The sequence below is a fragment of the Collinsella aerofaciens genome (genome assembly GCF_028209885.1).
GTDB lineage: Bacteria > Actinomycetota > Coriobacteriia > Coriobacteriales > Coriobacteriaceae > Collinsella > Collinsella aerofaciens_BA.
In genome coordinates this window covers 19,513-38,260 of sequence record NZ_JAQLEM010000016.1, presented here as the reverse complement: position 1 = coordinate 38,260, position 18,748 = coordinate 19,513, and the positions used below count along the sequence as shown (strand labels likewise).

The 18,748-nt window shown below is 61.5% G+C and carries 14 protein-coding genes and 3 tRNA genes; 10 read left to right on the top strand and 7 right to left on the bottom strand.

Translation table 11 applies throughout. The features are described from left to right. Positions 1–219: 219 nt before the first annotated feature. The 5 genes from sufC to sufU are packed head-to-tail and all read left to right on the top strand — an operon-like array spanning position 220 to position 5,465. On the top strand, positions 220–1,020 hold the full coding sequence (sufC, locus tag PMX21_RS05620; protein WP_055252285.1) for a Fe-S cluster assembly ATPase SufC: 801 nt from the start codon (positions 220–222) through the stop codon (positions 1,018–1,020). A gap of 12 nt (positions 1,021–1,032) precedes the next feature. Continuing rightward, complete coding sequence (gene sufB, locus PMX21_RS05615) at positions 1,033–2,445, top strand: Fe-S cluster assembly protein SufB (protein WP_117848423.1); 1,413 nt, start codon at positions 1,033–1,035, stop codon at positions 2,443–2,445. Next, on the top strand, positions 2,445–3,716 hold the full coding sequence (locus tag PMX21_RS05610; RefSeq protein WP_271758591.1) for a SufB/SufD family protein: 1,272 nt from the start codon (positions 2,445–2,447) through the stop codon (positions 3,714–3,716). The genes sufB and PMX21_RS05610 overlap by 1 nt, the downstream gene beginning before the upstream one ends. Then, the gene (locus tag PMX21_RS05605) at positions 3,713–5,038 is read left to right on the top strand and encodes an aminotransferase class V-fold PLP-dependent enzyme (protein ID WP_271758589.1); all 1,326 of its coding nucleotides are present in this window, start codon (positions 3,713–3,715) and stop codon (positions 5,036–5,038) included. The genes PMX21_RS05610 and PMX21_RS05605 overlap by 4 nt, the downstream gene beginning before the upstream one ends. Beyond that, complete coding sequence (gene sufU, locus PMX21_RS05600) at positions 5,031–5,465, top strand: Fe-S cluster assembly sulfur transfer protein SufU (RefSeq protein ID WP_117770218.1); 435 nt, start codon at positions 5,031–5,033, stop codon at positions 5,463–5,465. The genes PMX21_RS05605 and sufU overlap by 8 nt, the downstream gene beginning before the upstream one ends. A 660-nt stretch (positions 5,466–6,125) precedes the next feature. Here sufU and PMX21_RS05595 read toward each other — a convergent pair. Continuing rightward, positions 6,126–6,938 (bottom strand): transposase, encoded by an 813-nt coding sequence (locus tag PMX21_RS05595; protein ID WP_271758587.1) that lies wholly within the window; start codon positions 6,936–6,938, stop codon positions 6,126–6,128. Positions 6,939–7,341: 403 nt separating this feature from the next. Between PMX21_RS05595 and PMX21_RS05590 the strand changes: the two genes are divergently transcribed. From PMX21_RS05590 to PMX21_RS05580, 3 genes are all read left to right on the top strand, one after another. Beyond that, positions 7,342–8,076, top strand: coding sequence for an iron-sulfur cluster assembly scaffold protein (locus PMX21_RS05590; RefSeq protein WP_006235554.1), 735 nt, complete (start codon positions 7,342–7,344; stop codon positions 8,074–8,076). Between the two features lie 18 nt (positions 8,077–8,094). Then, positions 8,095–9,099: a GGGtGRT protein gene (locus PMX21_RS05585; protein WP_117800431.1), complete on the top strand. Its 1,005-nt coding sequence runs from the start codon at positions 8,095–8,097 to the stop codon at positions 9,097–9,099. A 256-nt stretch (positions 9,100–9,355) separates the two neighbouring features. Next, complete coding sequence (locus PMX21_RS05580) at positions 9,356–10,882, top strand: FAD-binding protein (RefSeq protein ID WP_271758585.1); 1,527 nt, start codon at positions 9,356–9,358, stop codon at positions 10,880–10,882. A 220-nt stretch (positions 10,883–11,102) separates the two neighbouring features. Here PMX21_RS05580 and PMX21_RS05575 read toward each other — a convergent pair. The 3 genes from PMX21_RS05575 to PMX21_RS05565 all read right to left on the bottom strand — a co-directional run bounded on the left by PMX21_RS05575 (position 11,103) and on the right by PMX21_RS05565 (position 11,393). Next, a tRNA-Lys gene (locus PMX21_RS05575) sits at positions 11,103–11,175 on the bottom strand. Between the two features lie 43 nt (positions 11,176–11,218). Continuing rightward, positions 11,219–11,294, bottom strand: a tRNA-Lys gene (locus PMX21_RS05570). A gap of 22 nt (positions 11,295–11,316) precedes the next feature. Next, positions 11,317–11,393, bottom strand: a tRNA-His gene (locus tag PMX21_RS05565). 166 nt (positions 11,394–11,559) lie between these two features. On the opposite strand from PMX21_RS05565, the gene PMX21_RS05560 reads away from it, so the two are divergent. Continuing rightward, the gene (locus PMX21_RS05560) at positions 11,560–12,741 is read left to right on the top strand and encodes a pyridoxal phosphate-dependent aminotransferase (protein ID WP_271758583.1); all 1,182 of its coding nucleotides are present in this window, start codon (positions 11,560–11,562) and stop codon (positions 12,739–12,741) included. A gap of 139 nt (positions 12,742–12,880) precedes the next feature. Further along, on the top strand, positions 12,881–13,771 hold the full coding sequence (locus PMX21_RS05555) for an ROK family protein (protein WP_271758581.1): 891 nt from the start codon (positions 12,881–12,883) through the stop codon (positions 13,769–13,771). Positions 13,772–13,885: 114 nt separating this feature from the next. Here the strand turns inward: PMX21_RS05555 and PMX21_RS05550 are convergent, their stop codons facing one another. From PMX21_RS05550 to rho, 3 genes are all read right to left on the bottom strand, one after another. Next, a complete protein-coding gene (locus PMX21_RS05550) occupies positions 13,886–14,335 on the bottom strand; it encodes a VanZ family protein (RefSeq protein WP_271758579.1) in 450 nt (149 codons plus the stop codon). Positions 14,336–14,342: 7 nt separating this feature from the next. Continuing rightward, positions 14,343–15,743 (bottom strand): hypothetical protein, encoded by a 1,401-nt coding sequence (locus PMX21_RS05545; protein ID WP_271758578.1) that lies wholly within the window; start codon positions 15,741–15,743, stop codon positions 14,343–14,345. A gap of 312 nt (positions 15,744–16,055) precedes the next feature. After that, positions 16,056–18,611: a transcription termination factor Rho gene (gene rho, locus PMX21_RS05540; RefSeq protein ID WP_271758576.1), complete on the bottom strand. Its 2,556-nt coding sequence runs from the start codon at positions 18,609–18,611 to the stop codon at positions 16,056–16,058. Positions 18,612–18,748: the final 137 nt, after the last annotated feature.

Sequence of the window (18,748 nt, the reverse complement as noted above, 5' to 3'; positions counted from 1 at the left end):
CCCTCCCATCGCATCTGGGACAACATAACCAGGTTTGTTTGTCCCAAATTTAAAGTAAGTGGGACAAACACAACAGGTTATTTTGTCCCAGAATTTGAAAAGTCGAGTGGATTAGTCGGGTTTTCCCTTGACTAACGCCGAACCCATAGTAACTTTATTCCGAGAAGATTCCTAGGGTTTAGTACACCTATGAGTACACCATATACAGAGAGGGACAGCATGAGCGCAAATCCGCTGCTTTCCATCGAAGGTCTGACCGCCTCCGTGGACGAGAAGACCATCCTCCACAACGTCAGCCTCAACGTCGCCGCCGGCGAGACCCACGTGTTGATGGGTCCCAACGGCGCCGGCAAGTCCACCCTCGGCCACCTGGTCATGGGCGACCCCGTCTACACGGTCAACGACGGCCGTATCGTCTTTGACGGCCAGGACATCACCGAGCTCACCACCGACAAGCGCTCGCGCGCCGGCCTGTTCCTGAGCTTCCAAGCACCGGTCGAGATCCCCGGCGTGCCGCTGTCGAGCTTTTTGCGTGCCAGCATCGCCGGCCGCCCTGGCCTAGAGATGAAGGGCAAGGAGTTCCGCCGCCGCGTGAAGGAGCTCGCGGCCGAGCTCAACATGGATACCGCCTACCTCAACCGCGAGCTGGGCGTGGGTTTCTCGGGCGGCGAGAAAAAGAAGGTCGAGATGCTCCAGCTTCTGCTGCTGCAGCCCAAGCTCGCCATCCTGGACGAGACTGACTCCGGCCTGGACGTCGACGCCCTTTCCACCGTCAGTCATGGCATGGACGCCTACCGCAAGAGCTGCGACGGCTCCATGCTCATCATCACGCACAACACGCGCATCCTGGAGCACCTGGATGTCGACCGCGTCCACGTTATGGTCAAGGGCCACATCGTGCGCGAGGACGACGCCTCGCTGATCCCCTGGATCGACAAGAACGGCTTTGAGACCTTCGAGCGCGAGGCCGCCGAGCAGCGCGCCCAAGCCGAGGCCGCCGCTGCCGAGCAGCAGGCGTAAAGGGGCGACGCAATGACCAAGAACCGCACCGAGGTCGCGGACATCGACCGCAGCCTCTACGACTTCACCTATGGCGAGGAGGGATTTGAGCGCCTCGACGCCGGCATCACGCCCGACATCGTGCGCGAGATCAGCGCCAAGAAGGACGAGCCGCAGTGGATGCTCGACCTGCGCTTAAAGTCCCTCGAGATCTTTAATCGTTTTCCCGACCCGACGTGGGGCCCCTCCATCGAGGGCCTGGACATGGATAACATCGTCACCTATGTCAAGCCCAACACCGACCAAAAGCACGACTGGGAGTCGGTGCCCGACGACATCAAGAGCACCTTTGAGCGCCTGGGCATCCCCGAGGCCGAGCGCAGCTATCTGGCAGGCGTCGGCGCGCAGTACGACTCCGAGCTCGTCTACCACAACATGCAGGACACGGCGTCTAAGATGGGCATCGTCTACTCCGGCATCGAGGAGGCCCTGCACGACCCGCAGTGGGAACCGCTCATCCACGAGAAGTTTATGACGCTCATCCCGCCCACCGACCACAAGTTTGCGGCCCTGCACGGCGCCGTATGGTCGGGCGGCTCGTTTGTCTACGTGCCCAAGGGCACCAAGCTCGATTTCCCGCTGCAGAGCTACTTCCGCCTCAACGCCAAGGGTGCCGGCCAGTTTGAGCACACGCTCATCATCGTCGAGGACGATGCCGACCTGCACTTTATCGAGGGTTGCTCCGCGCCCAAGTACAACGTAGCCAACCTCCACGCCGGCGCCGTCGAGCTCTTTGTGGGCAAGCGTGCGCACCTGCGCTACTCGACCATCGAGAACTGGTCCAAGAACATGTACAACCTCAACACCAAGCGTGCGCGCGTGGACGAGGACGGCGACATCGAGTGGATCAGCGGCTCCTTCGGTAGCCACGTGGGCTACCTCTACCCCATGAGCGTGCTCAACGGCCGTCGCGCCCGCTCGAGCTTTACCGGCATCACCTTTGCCGGCGCCGGGCAGAACCTCGATACCGGCTGCAAGGTCGTGCTTAACGCGCCCGAGACCTCGGCAACTGTCGAGACCAAGGGCATCTCCAAGAGCGGCGGCATCCAGACCTTCCGTAGCTCCATCGTGGCAACGCCCAAGGCCGAGGGCTCCAAGGCAACCGTCAGCTGCCAGTCGCTGATGCTCGACGACCAGAGCCGCTCCGACACTATTCCGGCCATGGACATCCGCGCCAAGAACGTCGACATCGGCCACGAGGCCACCATCGGCCGCATCGGCGACGATAAGGTGTTCTACCTGATGAGCCGCGGTATCTCGGAGGAAGAGGCCCGTACCATGATCGTCAACGGCTTTGCCAACCCGGTCTCCAAGGAGCTGCCGCTGGAGTACGCCGTCGAGATGAACAACCTGATCAAGCTCGAGATGGAAGGAGCGATCGGATAATGAAACAGACCACGAACACCGCTGCTACCACCCTTGAGCAGGTCAATGCGATGCCAGCTGCCACTTGGGGTTGGCTGAAGATGAATCAGACCAAGCTCGAGCTCTCTGACGAGCTTGCCGCCGCTCCCACCGGGGCCGTTGAGGTCGAGGGCTTGGACGAGCAGTTTACCGGCTCGGACGACGCCTTCGATGCCGCCATGGAAGCCATGGCCGAGCGCTTCCCCGAGCGCCGCGCCTCCGCCCCCGGCGATGCCGCCGACCGCGCCCGCATCACGCCCGAGACCGAGCTCGACGTGCCCGCCACCTCCGTCTACCAGGCCGGCGCCATCAAGCTCGAGGAGGAGCTCTCCCCCGCCGAGGCCTTCGAGACTGGCATGGGCGAGGCTGCCTACACCTACCTGGCCGACCACGCTACCAAGCGCATCGTCATCGATGTGCCCGCATACAAGCACGCCACGGCCACGGTACGCGTGAGTGGCGTCGATGCAGCCGCGGCCATCGCCGCCATCGACGTCGTCACCCGTCCGCAGGCAACACTCGATCTGCGCATAGCCCTGGACTCCCCCGTTGCCGGCCAAGGCGTCGTGGGATCCGTGCTACGCGTGTGCGCCCACGAGTACGCCACCGTCAACGTGACCTGCACGCAGACGCTCGACGATAGCTGGATCGCGCTCGACGACACCGGCCTGTTCCTGGACGAGGGCGCGCGCGTCAACGTGCAGCACACCGTCCTAGGTGCTGGTGCCAGCGCCACCGGCCTTGCCGGCGACCTGCTGGGCGATACCGCCAAGGTCACCATCGATACTGACTACCTGGGCGCTCGCGAGCAGGTGCGCGACTTTAACTACGAGCTGCGCCACCGCGGTCGCAAGACCGAGTGCGAGATCGACGCCAACGGCGTACTGACCGGCACGTCCAAGAAGGTCTACCGCGGCACCATCGACCTCGTGCACGGCTGCAAGGGTGCAACCGGCACCGAGCGCGAGACGGTGCTTTTGGCCAACAAGGTCGTCGACAACAAGACCGTTCCCGTCATTCTCTGCGACGAGGACGACGTCGCCGGCAACCACGGCGCCACCATTGGTCACGTCCGCGACGAGCAGCTGTTCTACCTCGCCTGCCGCGGCCTTGACCAAAACGCCGCCGAGGACCTGTTCATCCGCGCCAAGCTGGAGGACGCTGCGCTTTCCGCCACCGACGAGCGCACTCGCGCCGCCGTCGTCCGCCTGGGCAACAACCTGATCGACAACTTTGAAGAGGAGCTCGCATGATTGACACCGAGCACGTTAAATGCGACACCTGTACTGCCCCCGAGCCCATGGAGCTCGACGCCAGCGACGAGGCTTCGCGCGGCTGGCCCACTGTGGACATCGAGACCAACCCCTACAAGGGCCAGTTCCCGCTGTTCCAGCAGCACCCCGAGATCGCCTTCCTCGATAGCGCCGCCACCGCGCAGCGCCCTGCCTGTGTGCTCGACGCCGAACGCGACTTCTATCAGCGTATGAACGCCAACCCCCTTCGCGGCCTGTACTCGCTGTCCGTCGAGGCCACCGACGCCATCGCGAAGGTCCGCCAACAGATCGCCGACCTCATCGGCGCCGCCCAGGCCAACGAGGTCGTCTTCACCCGCAACACGAGCGAGTCGCTCAACCTGGTCGCCAAGAGCTTTGCACCCACGGTGCTCGAGCCCAGTGACGAGGTCGTCATCACCATCATGGAGCACCACTCCAACCTAATCCCGTGGCAGCAGGTCTGCCGCGAAACCGGCGCCAAGCTCGTCTACCTCTACCCCAATAAGACCGGCCAGCTCACCACCGAGGAGGTTCTTGCCAAGGTTGGTCCCAAGACCAAGATTCTGGCCGTGGGTCAGGTTTCTAACGTGCTGGGCGTCGAGAACCCGGTCAAGAACCTCGGCAAGCTCGTCCACAAGTACGGCGGCTATCTGGTCGTCGACGGCGCGCAGTCGCTGCCGCATATGCCGGTCGATGTGGCCGACCTGGGAGCCGACTTCTTTGCCTTTAGCGCACACAAGGCCATGGGCCCCATGGGCATCGGCGTGCTGTGGGGCAAGATGGACCTGCTCAACGCCATGCCGCCGATGCTCACCGGCGGCGAAATGATCGACTCTGTCACCGAGCAGGACGCCGTCTGGGCGCCCGTCCCCGAGAAGTTCGAGGCCGGCACGCAGGACGCCGCCGGCATCTTCGCCACGGGCGCCGCCCTTGATTACCTGGTCAACACGGTGGGTTACGAGAACATCCAGGCCCGCGAGCAGGCACTCGTCCACTACCTGATGGGCGAGCTCATGCAGCTCGACTTTGTCCAGATCATCGGCTCCATCTATTGGGACAACCACCACGGCGTTGTGAGCTTTAACGTCAAGGGCATCCACCCGCACGACGTCGCGAGCATCATGGACATGGACGGCGTCTGCATTCGCGCCGGCCACCACTGTGCACAGCCGCTGCTCACCTGGCTGGGCGTCGAGAACCTCGCCTGCTGCCGCGCCAGCGTGGCCTTCTACAACGACAAGGCCGACATCGACAAGTTCATCGCCGGCCTACATCACGTTTGGAGCACGTTCAATGGGTAATCTGTACACCTCCACCACATTTATGGAGCACAACTCGCACCCCGACTATAAGTACGAGATGGATGCTCCCACGCACGAGCACGACGGCATCAACCCCAGCTGCGGCGACGAGCTCACCTTGCAGCTGCGCGTCGAGAACGGTGTGATCGAGGAGGCCTCCTTTACCGGCCACGGCTGCGCCATCAGTCAGGCCAGTGCCGACATCATGGCCGACCTCATCACCGGCGAGACCGTCGAGGAAGCTCACCGCCTGGCAGAGCTCTTCCTCGCCATGATCCGCGGCGAGCAGCTCTCCGAGGAGGACCTGGAAGACCTGGACGAGGCCGCCCAGCTCCAGGACATCTCGCACATGCCCGCCCGCGTCAAGTGCGCCGAGCTCGCCTGGCGCACCCTCGACGGCATGCTCGAGGGGCAAACAAACCAGTAGTTTATGCCCCGAATCCAAGGTTTTTGATTGCCGAGCCGCCCGATACGGGCGGCTCTGTTTTTACCTAATGAGCGCGAACGCACAAAGTCCGCGCGTCCGGCGCCCCGTCTGACATTTGCCACACAGCCAGACGCGAGCACGGGCGTTTTCCACAGCACCAAAGGCCTGCGGCAGGGCCCCGGGCCCGCCAAGCAATGCGCCAAGCCCCGTTCTGCGAAGCTCCGACTCGCTTCGCGCCTGCCGCAGACGGGTCCCATAGGGAGCGGCGTGCATTTTTGCGAGTATTCAGCACGCCAAGCTGTGTGTATACGCATCGAAAGCGTTAATCAACGTCTTTAGGCGCATATATATTGTGTTTTAGAACAAGCATCGCGGTCTGACGGGGCGCAGGCACGTGCTTCGGGGGCGCAACGGCGGGAATCAATAGCTTCGGGACCCGTATGTTGCAAGATTGCGGCGGTGCCGACAGCAACACGATGCTGAAAACTCCGTTTTTTGCACGGCGCAGACGGGGGTAGGCACGGGCAAACCCGGACCGAGCCGTTATTTTATGCAAGATGACGATTGTTCTATGCATATTAAGAAGTGCAGTTACCGTACCAAGCTTTTGAACGCTGGTTGCGGCGTATGGACGACCCCAGCTGCGATGAACAGGCGACCTTACATCACGTTTCCGCCAGCCCGCATCGCCGTTCGCGCGCGGGCGCGCACGATACGAGAGACGGTACTTTTGCCAATCCCGGTATACCGCTCAATCTGGCGCACCGTAAAGCCGGCATTGCTCAATCCAACAATAACGGTATCGCGCTGCGCCGGCGGTGCAGTTTTAACCACATTGAGCGGAACCCCGAGGCTCTTCGCCATCTTGTCGGCAAAGGCGTGGCGTTCCCACTCTGTCTCTTTCATATCGCACAGCGCCGGCTCGCTACCGTCCGGCGTCGAAAGCGAATAGGCAATAAAGCCCTCGGCAGAACCAAAAAGTTCAAGCACGCAAGAAGGATCAGAAAATCCCCTCGCGGCATCGGCCGCATCACAGTCGTAAGAGCGCAGATGTTCCGCAAAGCTGCTCCAGGGATAACGCTCGATTAGGCTAACGCCCACCTCCTGCGGATCGGCGTGTACGGAGCGAATAGCCTCCATCACCTGCCAATCGGTATCGAGCGAACGCCGGTCAAAACGGTTCTGGAACAGATGGCCCGTGCGCCCCGTGCGTTTATTGAACCGCCGCGCGTACGTCAAAAGCAGCCGGTGCATCGCCGCGCTCATCGCGTCCTCGTAATCTGCAAGCACCAGACGCACGTGATTGCCCATAAGACACCAGGCGATAACCGTCACGCCCGCCTTGCGGCAGCACTCACGCATCAGCTCCAAAAACTCCCACCGGTCGTCATCGCCCTCAAAGATGAGCCGCTTGCCCGTACCGCGGGCACAGACATGGTAAAAGCCGGTAACCGTTCTCCAAACGCGCTGCATGGCGCTCCCTTCGCTGGGATCTGCTTGCCATCCAATACAGCACGATTGAAGCGTGCCATCAAAACATTCACGCAAAACAATACACTCGCGCGGCCAAAGGCAGTAAACAGGCGGCGAACGGCACCGTTGCAACAGGTCAACCCCTGCAACGCTTACAAGAGCAGACCAAAAGCTTGCCCAAGAAGGACCCCCTCTACGGAAGTTCACAACCACAGAACATAGAGTTAAATCGTTTCAATTGAAAGTTCCGCGCTTCTCGCTACGAAAACTGAGCCGTTCGCCGAATATTCCGTGCATTTCGCGGTATTATAGGGGCTGCATGTCATGTCCCTTTCGAAGGGTCGCCCGGCAATCGCCAGCCACGACCCCCAGACGGGACGCCAACACGATAGAGAGGAGAGGCATGCAGTACTCACAGGAAGTGGAGAACATGTGCCCCGTTGCCAAGGGTGCATACCACGGCCCCGCACCCATCCCCGAGGAGGGCAAGTGGGTCCAGGCTAAGGAGATTTCCGACATCTCCGGTCTTACGCACGGTGTGGGTTGGTGCGCACCTCAGCAGGGCGCCTGCAAGCTCACGCTGAACGTCAAGGACGGCATCATCGAGGAGGCCCTCGTTGAGACCATCGGCTGCTCGGGCATGACCCACTCTGCCGCCATGGCTTCCGAGATCCTTCCCGGTAAGACCATCCTCGAGGCCCTCAACACCGACCTCGTCTGCGACGCCATCAACGTTGCTATGCGCGAGATCTTCCTGCAGATCGTTTACGGCCGCAGCCAGACCGCGTTCTCCGAGGGCGGCCTGCCCGTGGGCGCCTCCCTCGACGACCTCGGCAAGGGCCTTCGCTCCCAGGTCGGCACCATGTTCGGCACCAAGGCCAAGGGCGCTCGTTACCTCGAGCTCGCTCAGGGCTACGTCACCCGCATGGCTCTCAACGACAAGAACGAGATCATCGCGTTCGAGTTCCTGAACCTCGGCAAGTTCACCGACGCCGTCAAGGCCGGCAAGACCCCCGAGGAGGCCATCGCTGGCGCTATGGGCCACTATGGTCAGTGGGAGAACGCTGCCAAGTACATCGACCCGCGCACCGACGAGGAGACTCACTCCGTCGCCAGCGTGTTCCCGGTTCACGAGTAGAAAGGGAGGGAAATAACTATGACTGTTACGTTCGAAGGTTACGAGCGCCGCGCTGACAAGATCAACAAGTGCCTCGCCGACAACGGCATCGCCTCCCTCGAGGAAGCTCTGCAGATCTGCACCGACAAGGGCTTCAACCCGCGTGAGATCGTCAACAACACCCAGTCCATCGCCTTCCAGAACGCCGAGTGGGCCTACACCCTCGGTTGCGCTCTCGCTGTCAAGCGTGGCGCCAAGTCCGCTTCTGAGGCTGCCGCCATCATCGGCGAGGGCATCCAGGCCTTCACCGTTCCCGGCTCCGTCGCCGAGGACCGCAAGGTTGGTCTGGGCCACGGCAACCTGGGCGCTATGCTGCTCTCCGACGACACCGAGTGCTTCGCCTTCCTGGCCGGCCACGAGTCCTTCGCTGCCGCTGAGGGCGCTATCGGCCTGGCTCTGAACGCCAACAAGGCTCGCAAGAAGCCGCTGCGCGTTATCCTCAACGGTCTGGGCAAGGACGCCGCTCAGATCATCGCCCGCATCAACGGCTTCACCTACGTGAAGACCCAGTTCGACTACTACACGGGCGAGCTCAAGGTCGTCGAGACCATCCCCTACTCCGATGGTCCCCGCGCTGCCGTTAACTGCTACGGCTCCGACGACGTCCGCGAGGGCGTTGCCATCATGTGGCACGAGAACGTCGACATCTCGATCACCGGTAACTCCACCAACCCCACGCGCTTCCAGCACCCCGTCGCTGGCACCTACAAGAAGGAGCGCCTCGAGGCTGGTAAGAAGTACTTCTCCGTCGCTTCTGGTGGCGGCACTGGCCGTACCCTGCACCCGGACAACATGGGCGCCGGCCCTGCCTCTTACGGCATGACCGACACCATGGGCCGTATGCACTCCGACGCTCAGTTCGCCGGTTCTTCCTCCGTGCCTGCGCACGTCGACATGATGGGTCTCATCGGCATGGGCAACAACCCCATGGTCGGTGCCACCGTCGCCTGCGCTGTCGCCGTCGAGGAGGCCCTCAAGGCCTAATCGCGCCCGCGCGATGCTCATATAGTTGAGCTTTGGAGCCGCTACCCACCCAGGTAGCGGCTCTTTTTGTTTGCGCTGTCGCAGGGTAGCTAATGCCGATATATCAGTTGGGGCGAAATACAAGATGTGATGAGATGGAGCGTCAGAGCGTCCATGACGCCCACCTGCCATATTTGCCCTTTACCGATTTGCCGAGTCTTTGCGGCCCCATTGCCGATCACCCGTGCGACAATGCGCCGGACGAGAAAGGAATCCGATGGAATCGACTGATGTACTGGTAATTGGATCTGGCATTGCGGGCCTTTGCGCCGCCATCGAAGCGGCACGCACGGGTGCAACCGTCACTGTGGCAAGCGCCGGCAAGACTATGAGTGGATCGAGCTTCTTCCCCGGAACCTGGGGCCTAGGGCTTATCGGACCCGTTAACGAAGACGACGAGCAGGACCTCATCGACACCATCCTGGCCGTCGGCGGCGGCGTTGCCGACCCCGAACTCGTCCAAGCGTTCGTCCACGGCATTCCCCAAGCGATTGACTGGCTCGAGCAAGACCTGGGCGTTGAGCTCCAGCGTCCGCAAAGCGCCAAGAGTGCTCAACAAAAGCAATTTATCCCCTGCTTTGACCACAAGACGCGCATGTGGCGCGGCCTCACCCGCAAGCCCCTTGAGGACGCTCTGACGACCTGGATCGAGTCGCTCGGCATTCGCCTGCTCCCCCGCCATGAGCTTATCGACCTTGTTGAGGACACGAACGGCAGAATAACCGGAACCGTACTCTACGACCTTACCGAAAATCGAATCGTGCCCTTTGCTGCCAAGGCCACGGTCATCGCAGCCGGTGGCACAGGCGGCCTGTTCGAGCGCAGCCTTACGTCGGCTGATGTGCTCAGTTCCTCGCAGGCCATCGCGCTGGCGCACGGCGCAACACTTACTAATATAGAGTTCATGCAGATGATGCCCGGCTTCATCGAGCCCAGGCGTAACTTGGTCTTCAATGAGAAAACCTGGCGCTACGTGCACGTAGACCAGCCGGTAGATATTGCCGACGACAAGCTGGACGACCTGCTCGAGCAGCGCTCTGGATATGGTCCCTTCACGTCACGCTTGGCCTCCCGCGCTATCGATCTCGTCATCGATCAGGCAGGTGTCGAAGGCCTGGCACTCCACTACGACTTCCCCCGCGAGGATGTCCCAGAGTTTGTGCAGACCTTTGCCACCTGGCTGCAAGACGAGCACGGCATCGCGCCGACCGACGAGATGCGCGTTGCGATGTATGCCCACGCCGCTAACGGCGGCATCAAGATCGATAAGACCGCGCACACGGGCGTTGAGGGCCTCTACGCTTGCGGCGAGGCGACAGGCGGCATGCACGGCGCCGACCGCATTGGTGGCTTGTCAAGCGCCAACGGCATCGTATTCGGACGTATCGCGGGCGCATCGGCAGCCCTTGCAGCGCAGAAAGAGCCTGAGGCGGCCCTGAAGGCGGATATCACCCTCCCCCAGCATGGCATTGCCACAACAGATGCCGAACGCCTGACACACAGCCTTAAGCACACGATGAGCACCTATTGCATGATCAACCGCACCGAGACGGGCCTATCCGAGGCACTACACGAGCTTGAGGGCTTGAAGGCAGAGGCAACGACCTTGAGCACACAGAAAGCCCAGGACAGCGAAGTCGCAGCCCTCGCCCGCCTGCAATCGCAGATTCAACTAGCACAAGAAATGGTCAAAGCCATGCGCAAGCGGACTGAAAGCTTAGGTTCGCACTATCGAGCAGACTAAATCGATTCTCACTTTGAGTTTGATCACAACTTTTCAACATGCATCGAGCCCTGTGAGCATGATTCCTCTAAGGAGAACACGCCTACGGGGCTTTAGCAGTGTTTTCCCTAAGGGAATCACGGTGCAGATTTCTCAGCTCCGCACCCCGACGGGTTCGACCCCATGTGAGGTTAACAAAAAAAGCGACCAGTCTAAGCCAGCCGCTTTAACATGCTTTGGGTGGGCCGTCAGGGGGTCGAACCCTGGACCTTGGGATTAAGAGTCCCCTGCTCTACCAACTGAGCTAACGACCCAAAGCTAAAGTCCGTTATGGCGGACTTTAGAGGAGATATCGTGTGGTGGGCCGTCAGGGGTTCGAACCCTGGACCTTGGGATTAAGAGTCCCCTGCTCTACCAACTGAGCTAACGACCCGATATCAACACAAAGCAAGAACTGGGGTGGGTAAAGGGACTCGAACCCTCGACCTACGGGACCACAACCCGTCGCTCTAGCCAACTGAGCTACACCCACCGTGTCCTGTGCGCTTCGCGCTCGACTATTATTGCAAGGAACGCCACGCGATGCAAGCCCCAATTTTCAAGAATTTTGAAAAGAGTTTTTTGGATCCATTTCGGGCAAATCCTACCAGTTCCATAGGAGTAAACTTGCCCCACTGCAAATGCTCGAAAGGACCGTCATGAAAGAACTCTCCAACCGCACGGCAAGATTTACCGATTCGGTCATCCGCCGCATGACACGCATCTCCAATAAGTACGGCGCTGTCAATCTCTCGCAGGGCTTCCCTGACTTCGATCCCCCGGCGCAGCTGCTCAACAGCCTGAGCACCATCGCCGCCGATCCCAGGCCGCTCTATCACCAGTACTCCATCACCTGGGGCTCCCAGGCCATGCGCGAGGCGCTCGCCGCCAAACAGGAGCACTTTATGGGCATGCCGGTGAACCCCAACGAGAATATCGTAGTCACCTGCGGCTCCACCGAGGCCATGATGGCCGCCATGATGACGGTCACCAACCCCGGCGACAAGGTCGTCATCTTCTCGCCGTTCTACGAGAACTACGGCGCCGACACGATCCTTTCGGGTGCCGAGCCCATCTACGTGCCGCTCAACCCGCCCACATTCGACTTTGACCGCGAGACACTCGAGGCGGCCTTCCGCGACAACGACCCCAAGGCCATCGTCCTGTGCAACCCTTCCAACCCCTGCGGCAAGGTCTTTACACGCGATGAGCTCACCTTTATCGCCGACCTCTGCAAAAAGTACGACGCCTACTGCATCACCGACGAGGTATACGAGCACATCGTCTACGCACCTCATGAGCACGTCTATATGGCCACGCTGCCCGGCATGTTCGAGCGAACCATCAGCTGCAGCTCGCTGTCCAAGACCTACTCCATCACCGGCTGGCGTCTTGGCTACACCATTGCCCCGGCCCAGATCACCGAGCGCATCAAGAAGGTCCACGACTTCCTCACCGTGGGTGCCGCCGCTCCCCTGCAGGAAGCCGTCGTCACTGCCCTCAACTTCGACGACAGCTATTACGATGAGGTCCTTGACCTCTACACCGCCAAACGCGACTTGTTCTGCCAGGGACTCGACAGCATCGGTCTTGAGCATAACGTGCCGCAGGGCGCCTACTACGTCATGATGGACATCTCTGAGTTTGGCTATGACAGCGACCTCGAATTCTGCGAGGACCTCGCGTCTAAGGTGGGCGTGGGCGCAGTGCCCGGCTCGAGTTTCTTCCGCGAGCCCGTCAACCATCTGATTCGTTTCCACTTTGCCAAGCGTGACGAGACGCTTAACGCTGCGCTGGAGAACCTCAAGTCGCTACGTGATAAGATCAAGCCGCGCGGGTAAGGACGGCCGGGCAGCTTAAGTAACCAAAGAAGTCTCGCACCGCTCGCCGCGTTACGAGACTTCTTTTTATAGCGCTTTCTTAAATGGTTTAGAGCTCTATACTTTAGTCATGGAGCAACTCGTCCCAGAGAGGAATACTATGGTAGAGCAGCAGCTTATCGGAGCGCTCGAGGCCGGCGGCACCAAGATGGTCTGCGCCACGGGCTATGCAGACGGCACGGTCCTGGAGCGTGAGCAGATCGCGACCACGACCCCGCAGGAGACCGTTGAGGCCGTTAACGCATGGTTTGCCGACAAGGGCATCGCCGCGCTGGGCATCGGCGCCTTTGGCCCCACCGCAGTCAACCCTGCCTCGCCCCAATACGGCAAGATCCTGGAGACGCCAAAAACGGCATGGCGCTACTTTGACCTGCTGGGCACTATCCAAAACGAGCTCAATATCCCCTGCGGCTACGATACCGACGTCAACGTCGCCTGCCTGGGCGAGGTCACGTTTGGTTGTGCCAAGGGCCTTACCGATGTGGTCTACCTGACCATCGGTACCGGCGTGGGCGCCGGCGTGCTCTCGGGCGGTAAGCTCGTGCACGGCATGATGCATCCCGAGGCTGGCCACATCCTGGTCACGCGCGACCCGCGCGACACCATCGGCGAGCATAGCGCCTGCCCCTTCCACGACAACTGCCTCGAGGGCCTCATCGCAGGCCCCGGCGTTAAAAAGCGCTGGAATGGCAAGAGTGCCGGAGACATGGCCGATGACCCGGAGGCCATGGACTTGCTCGCCGGCTATCTGGCACAGGCACTCATGACCTACACGCTGTGCTATGCCCCGCAGAAGATCATCATCGGCGGTGGCGTTGCCGATCACACCCCTATCGTGCCGCTCGCCCGCAAAAAGTGCGCCGAGATGCTCAACAGCTACATCGTCACGCCCGAGGTCAACGATATCGACACCTACATTGTCAACAACAGCCTCGAGGGCAAGCAGGGCATCATGGGCTGCCTGGCCCTGGGCGCACAGGCGCTTCAGTAGCAGACGCACCCACAGGGCGTGGCGCGCTCGGCAAATCCAACCTACGGAACGACGCCACCACGCCCCATATAAGCCCTCAAATAAAAAAGGCCGCCTAGGACCAAACAATACGTCCTAGGCGGCCTTTTTGGCGTACATCAGCGACTGTAAGAGATATCGGAGCACAACGCCCGTTGCCGCTCCACAGCAGTCGATCATCACATCGGTGATCATGCCGGCGCGTCCCGGCACAAAGAGCTGAATCGTCTCGTCGATCGAGGGAATCAGCAGCAGGAACACCGCCGTGGGCAGCAGCACGTCAAAGGTGCGCCGGCCCTCAAAATCAAAAGCGTGCGTTGCCAGGATGCCGAGCACCATATACTCGGTAAAATGCGCACACTTGCGAACAACAAAGTTAGTCACCCATTCATATGGAAGTCCCACGCCGTGCAGGAAACCGCGGATAGCTTCCATGACCGTTTGGCTCAGCGAGCCCGACCCCGAGCCGGGAACCAGCGAATTGCCCCAGATCAAGAGCGCCATCAGGCAGGTTACAACCGCCCATTTTCGATTGATCTTAACCATGCAGAAGTTATGCCTCCGCGCGGAGCGGCGCGAAGCTGGCGGTACCGCCCTCGATAACGCTCAGATAAGCACGGCCCGTACGCTTGGCGGTAGAGGACTGTAGGCGCTCGATCTCTTCCTCGAGGATCTGATTGACGCGCTCGTGACGACGATTTTCCATAATGCCGGCGGCAATAGCCTCGGCCCGCTCGATGCTCTCGCGCGAGATGCGGGCGGTATCCTCGGGGAACACAGCGCTGTGACGGCCGACATAGGCGGGGGCAGCAGGCTGAGGGGCAGCGACGGGAGCGGGCGCTACAACAGGAGCGGGCTCGTCAATCTCATCCAGAATCGCGGTGGCGGCGGCCCACATGTCCTCGTGGCCCGTGTAATCGGCCATGGGGACATCAACCTCGAGCGAGGCGTCCGGAAGGTCGCCGGTGTCGATGCGATCTTGGGCATCAATCGATGCGGTGATGGCTGCAGGCTCATCGAGGTCATCGAGATCGATGTCCGCGGCACCGGAGATGATAGGCATGCTGGCGAGGTTTGCATTGTACGGCGCAGCCTCAGCCGCCTGTTGCTGGGCAGGAGCGCCCCACAGCGAGCTTTCGGCGGCACGGCGGGCGGCAACGGCCTCCTCGTCCGCGGCCATGGCTTCATCAATGTACGAATTGTCGGCAGAAGCGTTCGCGTCCGCCGAGGTAGCGTTGTAGGCGTTATTGGCTGCCGCGTTGGCAACGAGTGCCACGAAAGCCGCCGTGCTGCCCGCAGGGGCGGCCTGGGAGCCCGACACGGCACGCGCCGCGGCGGCGATGTCGTCGCGATTGAAGGAGCCGGTCTGCCCGCCGTTGGTGAGCTCGTCGATGGCGACTTGATAGACGTCGCGCGAGTGTGCAGGGTCGCAGCTCACCGGCGAATCGTCGTCGAGCATACTGTCGATCATGGACCAAGCCTCGTCCTCGTCCATAGCATCTGCGGCTCGAGCGATGGTAGGGACACCATCATCGGCATGACGGCGCTGGAACGCACCAGTCAGGCCGGAAAGGAATGCCGAGGTAGACTGCTCCGACTGAGCCTGAGAAGCAGAAACAGCAACGTAAGGAGTAGCATCCTGCTGCTGAGCTGGAATCGAGGCGGTCTTGAATTCGCTTTGATGCTGATTGAGATTGGCGGCACCGCCCATGGCGTCGGGCTGGAACAGACGCTCTTCACGCTGCGCACGGTACTCGGAGATACCCAGCGAGGCGGCATAGATACCCACGCCCGCCACCGCGCCCACGGCGAAGGGAACCGCACCCGCCACGACCGTCTCGTTCACCGACGAAAACGGCAGCGTCGCGGCATACATAACCACGGGAGCGGCAAGGCCGATCCCGCACGAAAGTCCGGCAAGGACTGCTCGTTGTGTTGCATCAGAAGAAGCCATGAGCTCTCCCCATCTTCCAGCACCCAAATCGCATCATTCAGTTGGCTGCGCGAGAGAAGATGAAGCGGGGCTATGCCCCAAAGCAACGGTATATGGTTCGTTTCATCTGCGTTTTCCGTCGCGAAGCTTAAAAGCTATTATGCGAAACCGCCCCGTCGATTGCAAGCGACGATGTCGGATTGAAACGGGAAACCTGCTGCTCGTCGGTCTTATGGTTAAAAATAAGCGCGGAGCGGCGATATGGAAAAGGGCCGAGGCGCAAGCCCCGACCCTTTATCGCATTGATGGCTATCGCTGCGCGTGGATGACAGCCTAGAACGTCTGCTCGTAGTCGCTGTGCTTTTTGGCCGAACGCACCAGGAACTCCTGGTTGGTGTTGGTGCCTTTAAGACCCTTAATGAACGACGCGGCTGCGCGCTCGGTGTTGTTCATGCCGGCAAGAATGCGACGCAGACCAAAGACAAACGGACGCATCTGCTCGTCGACCAACAGGTCCTCGTTACGCGTACCGGAGGCAACGGGGTCGATAGCCGGGAAGATGCGGCGGTCGGCCAGTTCGCGATCGAGCTTAAGCTCCATGTTGCCGGTGCCCTTGAACTCCTCAAAGATGACCTCGTCCATCTTGGAACCGGTGTCGATGAGGGCAGAGGCCAGGATGGTGAGCGAGCCACCGTTCTCGATATTACGGGCTGCACCCAGGAAGCGCTTGGGAGGATACAGTGCCGCCGAATCGACGCCGCCCGAAAGGATGCGGCCTGAGGCGGGCGCCGCCAAGTTGTAGGCGCGGGCAAGACGCGTGATGGAGTCGAGCACCACCACAACATCGCCGCCCAGCTCCACGATGCGCTTGGCGCGCTCGATGACAAGCTCTGCCACGCGAGTGTGGTTATCGGCGGGCATATCGAAGGTCGACGCCACAACATCGCCCTTGATGGAACGCTGCATATCGGTGACCTCTTCGGGGCGCTCGTCGACGAGCAGGCAGATGAGGTGCACCTCGGGGTTGTTAATCGAGATAGACTGGCAGATCTTCTTGAGGATCGTGGTCTTGCCGGCCTTGGGCGGGGACACGATCAGGCCACGCTGACCCTTGCCGATCGGCGACACGATGTCGATGGCGCGACCGGTAATGGAGTCCTTGCCGTGCTCCATGCGCAGCGGCTCATTGGGATAGACCGGGGTGAGGTCGCCGAACTTGGGACGGTTGCGAATCTGCTCGGGGTCCAGACCGTTGACGGTCGTGATTTTGGCGAGGCCGGCGCGCTTGTCGCCGCCGCGCGAAGGACGCAGCGAGCCCTCGATAACGTCGCCCGTGCGCAGGCGCGCGGAGCGGATGAGGTAGGCGGGCACGAAGGCGTCGTCGTTGGACTTCATGTAACCGTGGGCGTGGATGATGCCGGAACTGTCCGGGCGAATCTGCAGGATACCCTTGATATCACGGAAGCCCTCGGCCTTTGCGGCAGTGGTGTAGATCTCCTCGACAAGCTCGGCTTTCTTCTTGCCGGTCGTCTCGATCTCGAACTCCTTGGCCTTCTCGCGCAGCTCGGCGACCTTCATGGCAGCGAGTTCCTCGCGCGAAAGCGTGGGTTCGGTGGGGGCGGCATTACGCTCCTTGTTGCGCTGCTTGCGATCGCGCTGGCGGTTGCGACGGTCGTTGTTGCGGTCGTCCTTGCGCTCGTTGCGCTCGTCGTTGCGCTTGTGCTGGCGACGGTTGGGGCGAGCGTTGTCATCGGCCTCAGCGGGCGCGGCGTCATCGGTTGCGGCGGCGTCGGCATTGGCCTTAGCGGCGTCATTGGCCTCGGCGCCGGAATCGACCTGCGCTTCGACATCAGCCTGCTGCTCGGACGCCTTGGCCTTAGCGGACTTCTTACGACCGCGCTTGGGCTTCTCGGACGCAGGCTGTTCGACGTCCTGGGGCTCGGCGGCATCAGTCGATGCATCGGCGGTCGTCTCGTCGGAATCCTCGGACGTACCCTTCTTGGCGGCCTTAGCCTTGGACGTGCGTTTAACAGCAGTGCGACGGCTGCGACCTGGACGGACGTCGGCGGGCTCGACATCGGCGGGAGCGGCCTCGGAAGTCGCAGCATCCTGAACGGGTGCATCGGCAGCGGTTGCAGACTCGGCGGTCGCCGCAGCATCCCGAGCAGCTGCGGCTGCGGCTGCGGCCTTCTCTGCCTCGACGAAGGCCTTGGGCTTGCGACCGCGACGGTGCGGGCGCAAAGCCGGATCGACAACGGGAACTTCGCTGGCCTCGACAGGCGCAGCGGGCTCAGTTGGCGATGCGCCCTCCCCTGCCGCGGAACGGACCGAAGCCTCAGTGAGCTCGGGGGTTACCTGTTCAGCAACCTGCTCGGCCTTAGCAGCCGTGCGACGGCGTGTGCGCGGTGCCGGCTTCTCGGTCGGTTGGTCGGCGGCAGGGGTCTCGGGCACAGACGGGGCTGCAAACTCGGTCAGAGCCGCGGCCTCGCGCTCGGCAGCACGACGGCGGGCGCGCACCACCTGAGCCTCGCTAATCTGCGCCAACGCACGTGCCTGCGCGACCTCATCGGAAATCGGCGCCGAGGAGTCAGCTGCAACGGTGCGCTTGGCGCGCGTCGTGCGCGTGGTACGGCGCTTGGGCTTGGTGACCTCCTCGCCGTCAGCAGCAGGCTTGGTCGTGCGGCGCGTACGCTTGGGCTTTGCCGGAGCAGCCTCCTCACCAGTTGCAGGCACGGCCTTCTCAGCCGCTGCAGGCGTAGGCGTCGAAGCAGCCTTAGGCGTCTCAGGAGCCGAGGCTTGCGCGGGCGCCGCGACCTGGTCCGACGCAACCGGTGCAGCGGGAGCGGTCTGCGTCGTCGTTATTTCGTTTTCTTGCTGTTGATCAGACACAGTGTTTGCTCAACTTTCTTTTCAAGCCCTGTGATCACATGCTCCCTGCATAAACCTTCAGGGCGGCTAAACGGTCTAGCTCCGTCAAATACCGACGGACATCATTGATCTGTATCGAGATATTTGCGTCATATACG

Bases quoted from the DNA above. Each gene is read 5' to 3' on its own strand.
- sufC (WP_055252285.1), top strand. From the start codon at position 220: ATGAGCGCAAATCCGCTGCTTTCCATCGAAGGTCTGACCGCCTCCGTG.
- sufB (WP_117848423.1), top strand. From the start codon at position 1,033: ATGACCAAGAACCGCACCGAGGTCGCGGACATCGACCGCAGCCTCTAC.
- PMX21_RS05610 (WP_271758591.1), top strand. From the start codon at position 2,445: ATGAAACAGACCACGAACACCGCTGCTACCACCCTTGAGCAGGTCAAT.
- PMX21_RS05605 (WP_271758589.1), top strand. From the start codon at position 3,713: ATGATTGACACCGAGCACGTTAAATGCGACACCTGTACTGCCCCCGAG.
- sufU (WP_117770218.1), top strand. From the start codon at position 5,031: ATGGGTAATCTGTACACCTCCACCACATTTATGGAGCACAACTCGCAC.
- PMX21_RS05595 (WP_271758587.1), bottom strand. From the start codon at position 6,938: ATGCAGCGCGTTTGGAGAACGGTTACCGGCTTTTACCATGTCTGTGCC.
- PMX21_RS05590 (WP_006235554.1), top strand. From the start codon at position 7,342: ATGCAGTACTCACAGGAAGTGGAGAACATGTGCCCCGTTGCCAAGGGT.
- PMX21_RS05585 (WP_117800431.1), top strand. From the start codon at position 8,095: ATGACTGTTACGTTCGAAGGTTACGAGCGCCGCGCTGACAAGATCAAC.
- PMX21_RS05580 (WP_271758585.1), top strand. From the start codon at position 9,356: ATGGAATCGACTGATGTACTGGTAATTGGATCTGGCATTGCGGGCCTT.
- PMX21_RS05560 (WP_271758583.1), top strand. From the start codon at position 11,560: ATGAAAGAACTCTCCAACCGCACGGCAAGATTTACCGATTCGGTCATC.
- PMX21_RS05555 (WP_271758581.1), top strand. From the start codon at position 12,881: ATGGTAGAGCAGCAGCTTATCGGAGCGCTCGAGGCCGGCGGCACCAAG.
- PMX21_RS05550 (WP_271758579.1), bottom strand. From the start codon at position 14,335: ATGGTTAAGATCAATCGAAAATGGGCGGTTGTAACCTGCCTGATGGCG.
- PMX21_RS05545 (WP_271758578.1), bottom strand. From the start codon at position 15,743: ATGGCTTCTTCTGATGCAACACAACGAGCAGTCCTTGCCGGACTTTCG.